Raw genomic sequence first — 7,889 nt, forward strand, 5'->3', positions numbered from 1 at the left:
ACGGATGGACCCTGCAGTTCGCCGTGTTCCGGAGCGGGCGGCTGCTCGGGCGGCAGCACAGCGGGCATCTCCGCCGTCTCCCCCGTGCCGCACCGCGCGAAGGGCTCGAGGTCCGGAGTCTGCGAACCCTCGTCGACGGGCTCCGGGAGGTCCACGTATGGACGGATGTGCATCGGGTCGACGTGCTCAGCCGTGAACGGGCCTACGCAGCCACAGAAAGTCCCCCCGTGAGCCGGCAGTTCCGTGCCGCACTCCGGGCAGCATCTATGCGCCGTCATCCCGGCACCTCCCCTGGGCTTCGCCCGTCGCGCCCGTTGCGCGACTGCTCACCCGAATCGCCAGTGACTGTCCAGCGGTGCACCTTACGCGTTCCGTGTACTGGTCGGTCAACCGCAGCCCGAAAAGCAGTGCGAACATCACAGTCGCCACGGATGAACTCCCGTGTCACATCCGTCTCTTCGGCAGACAGCTGCCCGGTGCACCCTGCGTTCTTCAGTGCTCACTTCGATGACAACCGATGCGGCTTCCATGCGGGCCGCTCCAGGTTGGTGAAGGCACGCAGAACCCATTCGACGGGGCCGTACGCGTAGGTGCGCATCCAGCGTGCGGACAACCGCAGTTGTGCCAGGTAGAGGACAAGGGCAGAGCCCAGCACGGCGAGGGGAGGCAGATGGCCCACGGCACCGAATCCGTAGCCGGTGAACACCAGGGCCAGCACTGCGGATTGGAGAAGGTAGTTGCTCAGGGCCATCCGGCCGGCGGGCGCGAGGGCTCCCCTGAGCCGATCACCGAGACCGCCGTGGAGCGCCCGCAGAAGGGTCGCCGCGTAGGCGGCGGCGAGAGCCGGGGCGGTGAGCAGATCGAGCGCCAACGCGCAGAGCTCGTAGGGAGTTCCCGCACCGTGCAGGCCGGCGTGAGCGTAGATCAGGCTGCCCGCGAGCCCGACGGGAAAGCCCGCCCACTGGATGCGGCGGGCGGCCCTGAAGTGCCGCACGGGGTCCGCAAACAGCTCACGTGGCCCCGCGGCGAGGCCGAGCAGGAACATCGCAAGAGCGGCCGGCGCCTGGAAGAGGAGAAGCACCACGGCGGTCCCGGGCAGATCCCGCACATGCGCGGCGACCACCTGGCCTGGACTGCCTGAGAGTTGAGCGGCCAGTGCCTCAGCCTCGGCGGTCACCGCACCGATGTCGAGCGTGTGGAGTTCACCGGCGGCGGCCTGGAGCGCACCGAGTCCCGCATAGGCGGCGGCAACCAGCGTCAGCAGCACAGCCGCTGTGACGACCGCGGTACGCGGCCGCACACGGCCCAGAGCCAGCAGCACCAGGCCGAGCATCGCGTACGTGCTGAGGATGTCGCCGGTGAAGAGCAGCACGGCATGGGCGGCGCCGATGAGCGCCAACGCGATCAGACGGCGGAGAAAGGGAGCGGTGAAGCCGGTGCCACGTCGCAGCGCCGCCCGTCGCTGCAGCGTGAAGGAGTAGCCGAAGAGGAACGAGAACAGCAGATAGAACTTCGTCTCGAAAACGATGGTGACGAACCAGCCCACAGCGGTGTCGACCGAGCTCGTGAAGGCGGGGTCCGCCACCCCGGTCCCGTGGAACGCGGAAGCGAAATATGTGGAGTTGACCACCAGGATGCCCAACAGGGCGAACCCGCGGAAGGAGTCCACGTCGGCCAAGCGTCCGCCCCCACCCCCGGGCGGGGCTTCGGGCGCGGACACGGGTGAGGGCGATCTGCCCGGCGGCACCGACGGTCTGGACGAATGAGGACGTGCGGACGAGCGCATGGGGGCACAGCTCCTGTCGGGTGGGAACGCACCGACCGTATGGACGGCTGCACCTCCGGGGCGTCTGCCGGAATTCTCATGTCCCTGTACGACCTGGGTCGTAGCGACCGCTGTGTGAACGGCCGACGACGCAGAGAGAGTGCGACCTTCGTCGTACACACATCGGTGCAACGGGGTGAGCCCGGTTCCTAGACTTGCCGCGTGACCGGTCAGTGGCAGGGCCTGGCGGAACGACGCCCGGCGAAGACGGCGAAGGACCCCGCGTGGGGCCTGGCGGCAGCGCTGCTGTTCACCCTGGCCTCCGCACGGGAGACGGCGGTCTCGGCCGATCTGGCAGGGCCGTTGTGGGCCAACGTCCTGTGCGCGGCAGGAATGACGCCGCCGATGCTCGCCGGACGACGGCGTCCCACACTCACGGTGCTCCTCGCTCTGTCTGCCGCGATGGCCCAGACGAGCTGGCTGACTCCCTCCACACAGCTGGCGATGCCGCTGCTCGCCGTGCTGGTGGCGGCCTTCGTCGCGGGGCGGTACGCCCCCTCCCGTACGACGGCTCTCGTCCTGCTGGCGGCCTGTCTCTCCGAGGAGTGGGCCGGTCCGATCGCCGTCAACGCGGACCCCCTCGAAGACGCGCTGTTCGTCAGCGTCGCGCTGTGGGCGGCCTGGCTCCTCGGGCGATCCGGGCTGGCGCGCGAACGACTCGCGCACGAAGCGGAGGCCCGCCGGCACGCCGAACACGAGCGGGAGGCCCGGATACGCGCGGCCGTCGCCGCTGAACGCCGCGCTGTGGCCCGTGACTTGCACGACACCGTCGCCCACGCGGTCACCCTGATGGTGCTCCAGGCCACAGGCACCCGTCTCGTGGCGCGCGAACGGCCCGAAGCCGCGGAGTCAGCGCTCGGAACGATAGAGAAAGCGGGCAGGCGGGCGATGGAGGATCTGCGCGCCATGCTGCACGTCCTTCGTCACGACGACGCCGACGGGCCCTCGGATGACGTCGCCCACGCGGACACCGACCCGGACACGGGCCCGGTCGCGGGCGGTCACTCGGCCGACGACGCGGGACCGCCCGCACCCAGTCCCGGACTTGACGATCTGCACGCCCTGGTGGAGGGGGCTCGCGAGAGCGGACTCGACGCCACCCTGGAGCCGCTGCCCGAGGGCGGCAGCCATCCGCCGAGCCTGACGGCCGCCGCCTACCGCACCGTGCAGGAAGGCCTCACCAACGCGGTACGGCATGCGCCGGGCAGCAAGGTCCGCGTCTCCGTATGCGCCACGGGTGAACGCCTGACCGTCAGCGTCGACAACGGCGCACCGGCAGGGCCCGTTCCCGCATTCGTCCACGGAACCGGCACCGGACTGATCGGTCTGCGTGAACGTGTGTCCGCACTCGGCGGGGCCATGAGCGCCGAGCCGCGCGAGGACGGCGGATTCGCGCTCTCGGTCGAGCTGCCCAGGAACACGCCATGACCCGGGTCCGCGTGCTGATCGCCGACGACGAGACTCTCGTCCGCGGCGGCCTGTCGCTCGTCGTCGACGCGGCCGACGACCTCACCGTCGTCGGAGAGGCGGCCTCAGGCCCGGAGACGCTGGCGCAGGTCGCCCGTCTGAATCCCGACGTCGTGCTCCTCGACATCCGGATGCCCGGCAGCGACGGCATCGCCGTCACCCGCGCTCTGCACGCCCGGCCGAGGACGCCGCGCATCGTGATCGTCACGACCTTCGGCCTCGACAGCTGTCTCCATCAGGCCCTGGCGGCCGGAGCCGACGGCTTCGTCCTCAAGGACTCCCCGGCCGAACTCCTCCAGCAGGCCGTCCGCTCGGCCGCGAACGGCGACGCCGTCCTCTCCCCCGCGATGACGCGTCGCCTCATCAACCGCTACACCGCCAACCCGCCGCCCGATCCCACTCCGCCGCCCGGCTACGACCAGCTCACCGCGCGCGAGCGCGAAGTCCTCCAACTGCTGGCGCGCGGAGGGTCCAACGCCGAGATCGCCGCCCGGCTCTTCATCAGCGAAGGCACCGTGAAGACGCACGTCACCCGCATCCTGATGAAGCTGCGGCTGCGAGACCGGGCCCAGGCCATCGTCCTCGCCGGCCGCCACGGGCTGAGCGCCGCCGACTGACCCGCCACGCCACTACGGATACGGACGCCGACGTCCCACGACGTCAGGGGGCGAGGGCCTCGTACAGGCTGAAGGCGGCGAGCCCCAGCATGAGCAGCGCCGCGACCCTGGTGATGAGCTTCAGCGGAACGAACCTCATGAGGGTGCGCCCACCGAGGATGCCGAGAGCGGCCACCGCCCACAGCGCGAGCACGGCGCCGAGGCCGACGGAGAGCGGATCGTCGTAACGGGCCGCGAGGTTGGCGGTCATGATCTGGGTCAGGTCGCCGAACTCCGCCACGAGGATGAGCATGAAGCCGGCGCCGGACACCTTCCAGAAGGACTCGTCGGCCGGAGCCTTGACCTGCTCCTCATCGCCGTCGTCCTTCTTCAGCAGCAGCGCCACCGCTCCGGCGAGGAAGAGCAGGCCGACGATGGCCTGAAGGAGACGGTGCGGGAGAAGCGTCAGCACGCTGCCCGCGGCGACGGCGAGAACGACGTGCAGGACGAAGGCGGCGGCGACGCCCACGAAGACGTACGAGGCGCGGTAACGCGTGCCCAGCATCAACCCTGCGAGGGCTGTCTTGTCGGGCAGTTCGGCGAGGAAGACGACACCGAAGACGACGGCGGCGACGGAGAAGCTGATCACGGATGGTTCCTCTGGGACGGGGCTGCCGTACCGACGCAGCGCATACTTCGGCACGGCAGCGTCGTACAGGACGGACGCTGCTTGCCGAAGGTCTCGCTGGCGCCGCATCCGTGAACCGGCTCGATCCTGCTGCCGGTTCCAGGTGCCGCGCTCCGGGCGCCGGGGCGAGGATGCCGGCCGACGGGCACCGCTCGAGGGCGGTGGCCGCAGACAGGCAGAACGCCCAGTATGTCGACGGTCCGGCGAAGAGCTACTCCCCTTCAACCGCCTGCAAGGCTAGCCGGTGCGACGGCCCGAGGGCGATCCCGGGTCCGGTGCCGCCGCCCCTCGATCACCGCACCGGCCCCGGAGTGACCAGGGCCGACGGCAGCGTCTCTCCCGCGGCCGGTGGGCTGGCGCCGCCCCGCGCCACTTCGACGAAGCCACCGGTAAGAGTGACGAGCGCCACAACCCGGCCGGGCCCGCACCCCGGTGCGGAGCAACGGCAGCTGATCCGTACCGGGGGGACGGAGGCGACGGAAGGGACGGAAGGCCCCATGCCGCCCTTCGAACGGCCATGGAACAACGTCCAGTTGTGACGAAGGCCTTGATGTGACGTGAACACGTCGTCACGCTGTTACCTGATGCCTGCCTTCCGGCAACGCGTCGTCGGCATCATCTCCCCCACGAGGTGCATGCCTCGCAATATCCCCCCACACCGAGGGAGTTCGTATGCAGAAGCGCATACGCACCGAGCTCTACGCGCGTCGACGCAAGTCGGTCATTATCACCGCACTCGCGGCACCATGCGCAGGGTTGCTGCTGCTCGTCAACGGCGTCACCGCTCAGGCAGAACCCCCCGCCCCGCCGAGCGCATCAGAGGCGAAGACCATGCTGGAGGGCCTGAACGAACAGGCCGAAGGCTCCATGGACGGCTACGACCGCGAGAAGTTCCCGCACTGGAGCGACCAGGGCGAGGGCTGCGACACCCGCGAGGCCGTTCTCAAGAGGGACGGCGACGGCGTGGAGACCGGCAGCGACTGCCAGGCGACGAGCGGCAGTTGGACCAGCCCGTACGACGGCGAGACCTGGACGAACACCTCCGACGTCGACATCGACCACATGGTGCCGCTCGCCGAGTCCTGGACGTCCGGCGCCAGCGAGTGGACGGATGCCGAGCGCGAGAAGCTCGCCAACGACATGAGCATCGCGCAGCTCCTCGCGGTCACGGACAACGTGAACCAGTCGAAGAGCGACCGGGACCCGGCCGAGTGGATGCCGCCGAAGAACGACTACCACTGCACTTACGCGCGGATGTGGATCTGGGTGAAGGACACCTACGACCTGACCGCGGACTCGGCGGAGAAGGGCGCGCTGACCGAGGCGCTCGGCACCTGCTGACGAGACAGCCGCTGCTCACGATGTAGAGCACTGCTCCGGGACACGCCTCTCCCCTTGATGGGGCAGCCGGAGCGGTGCTCTCTTCGTGGAGCGCCCGACTTCGCAGAGCGGTGCTCGCGTCACTGAGTGCTGCTCTGTAGGCGTGAGAAATAGCGCGAAAAAATACAGAGCGGCGTTCTCGGTGCAGGAAACTCGCCGATCACCCCGGTCGTTCCGTACCGTGCGGGACGACGGAGGGAGAACTTCCATGGTCAGGCTGCGCCTGGGACCGCTGCTGCGCTACGTCGACGAGGACACGGCGACGATCTGGATCGAGACCGACAAGCCCTGCGAGGCCGAGGTCCGCTGCGAGGCGGGGAGCGCCGGCGGCAGCGCCCGCACCTGGCAGATCTCGGGCCATCACTATGCGCTGATCACCGTCGTCGGCCTGGAGCCGGGCACCGAGACCGCCTACCGAGTGCTTCTGGACGACGAGCAGGTCTGGCCCGCGGCCGGCTCCCCTCTGCCTCCCAGCACGATCCGCACCCCCGCACCCGATGCGAGCGACCTCCGCGTCGTCTTCGGATCCTGCCGCTGGGCCGCCCGTCCCACCGCCAGCTCGCACGACCCCGTAGGCCCCGACGCGCTCGACGCCCTCGCCCAGCGCGCCATCGCGGGCGGTGATCGCCCCGACGTGCTCCTCCTCCTGGGCGATCAGGTCTACGCGGACGAGACCTCGGAACAGGTGAAGGCGAAGCTCGCGGAGCGCCGCGATCTCGCGGAGCCGCCCTGGGAGCAGGTCGCCGACTTCGAGGAGTACACCTGGCTGTACGACGAGTCCTGGCTCGACCCGGAAGTGCGCTGGCTGCTCTCCACGGTGCCCAGCTGCATGGTCTTCGACGACCACGACGTCATAGACGACTGGAACACGAGCGAGGCGTGGCGCAACGACATGCGCGCGACCGGCTGGTGGCGCGAGCGCATTCTGAGCGGTCTCGCTTCGTACTGGGTGTACCAGCACCTGGGCAACCTCTCGCCGGGGCAGCTCGCCGAGGACCCGACGTTCGCCGCCGTACGCGCCGTCGAGGACGGCACCGCGGTGCTGCGCGAGTTCGCCGATCGCGCCGACATCCATCCGAGCAGCGTGCGCTGGAGCTATCGCCGGGACATCGGCCGTGTGCGTCTGCTGATAGTCGACACGAGAGCGGCACGCGTACTGGAGGAGAAGCACCGCGCGATCCTCGGCGACGACGAAATGGCGTGGCTGCGCGAGCAGATGCTGACCGGTCTGCGCGTCCAGCGCGACGAAGGCCTCTCCCCCGAACCGGCCGACCCGCCCAAGGGCGCCGGCTACGACCACCTGCTGATCGGCACCTCACTGCCCTGGCTGCTGCCGCCCGCGATCCATGACGCCGAGGCGTGGAACGCGGCGCTGTGCCAGGGTGCTCGCGGTCCGCGCTGGGCGCGCATCGGCGAACGCATGCGCCGCGCCGCGGACTTGGAGCACTGGGCGGCCTTCCCCCGTTCGTTCGACGCGCTGACGGATCTGCTCGCCGAGGTCGCCGGTACGCGCGAGGCGCCCGCGACGGTGTGCGTGCTGTCGGGGGACGTGCACCACGCGTACGTCAGCGAGCCCCGCTTCCAGCAGCCCGTCAACTCGCGTGTCCTGCAACTGACATGCTCGCCCGTGCACAACAGCATTCCGGCGGTGATGCGTGCCGGCTTCCGCTTCGGCTGGAGCCGGGCCGGGCGCTGGCTGGGCCGGGCGCTGGCGCGTCACGCGCGTACGCCGAAGCTGCCCGTCAAGTGGAGGCGCACGGGTGGCCCCTGGTTCGGGAACCAGCTCATGACCCTCCGGCTGTGCGGCCGTTCGGCGAACCTCTCGCTGGAGCAGGCACAGGCGGTCCCCGAGGGCGCCAACAGCCCCGGCGGGGTGCCGGGTCAGGGCCGCGGCATCGGTTCACGGCTGGAACGTGTCTTCGAGACAGAGCTC

General features: G+C 69.9%; 6 protein-coding genes. 4 read left to right on the forward strand and 2 right to left on the reverse strand.

Annotation, left to right across the window (positions count from 1 at the left end; translation table 11 throughout):
• Positions 1–499: 499 nt before the first annotated feature.
• The gene (locus tag H5J26_RS25700; protein ID WP_309238069.1) at positions 500–1,669 is read right to left on the reverse strand and encodes a DUF418 domain-containing protein; all 1,170 of its coding nucleotides are present in this window, start codon (positions 1,667–1,669) and stop codon (positions 500–502) included.
• A 318-nt stretch (positions 1,670–1,987) separates the two neighbouring features.
• Here H5J26_RS25700 and H5J26_RS32070 point away from each other — a divergent pair, with 318 nt between their 5' ends.
• Together H5J26_RS32070 and H5J26_RS25710 are read left to right on the forward strand one after the other, a co-directional pair.
• Positions 1,988–3,253 carry a sensor histidine kinase gene (locus H5J26_RS32070; protein WP_181768354.1) on the forward strand — a complete coding sequence of 422 codons (1,266 nt, stop codon included), beginning with the start codon at positions 1,988–1,990 and terminating at the stop codon, positions 3,251–3,253.
• The gene (locus H5J26_RS25710) at positions 3,250–3,909 is read left to right on the forward strand and encodes a response regulator (protein ID WP_181768355.1); all 660 of its coding nucleotides are present in this window, start codon (positions 3,250–3,252) and stop codon (positions 3,907–3,909) included. Before H5J26_RS32070 ends, H5J26_RS25710 begins: the two co-directional genes overlap by 4 nt.
• Before the next feature lie 43 nt (positions 3,910–3,952).
• Here H5J26_RS25710 and H5J26_RS25715 read toward each other — a convergent pair whose 3' ends face one another.
• Positions 3,953–4,537 carry a TMEM165/GDT1 family protein gene (locus H5J26_RS25715; protein WP_181768356.1) on the reverse strand — a complete coding sequence of 195 codons (585 nt, stop codon included), beginning with the start codon at positions 4,535–4,537 and terminating at the stop codon, positions 3,953–3,955.
• 711 nt (positions 4,538–5,248) lie between these two features.
• On the opposite strand from H5J26_RS25715, the gene H5J26_RS25720 reads away from it, so the two are divergent.
• Together H5J26_RS25720 and H5J26_RS25725 are read left to right on the forward strand one after the other, a co-directional pair.
• On the forward strand, positions 5,249–5,917 hold the full coding sequence (locus H5J26_RS25720) for an HNH endonuclease family protein (RefSeq protein ID WP_181768357.1): 669 nt from the start codon (positions 5,249–5,251) through the stop codon (positions 5,915–5,917).
• Between the two features lie 247 nt (positions 5,918–6,164).
• On the forward strand, positions 6,165–7,889 hold a 1,725-nt coding region (locus tag H5J26_RS25725; protein WP_181768358.1), incomplete at its 3' end, for an alkaline phosphatase D family protein.

Source organism: Streptomyces albidus (ex Kaewkla and Franco 2022), from assembly GCF_013870515.1.
Taxonomy (GTDB): Bacteria; Actinomycetota; Actinomycetes; order Streptomycetales; family Streptomycetaceae; genus Streptomyces; species Streptomyces albidus.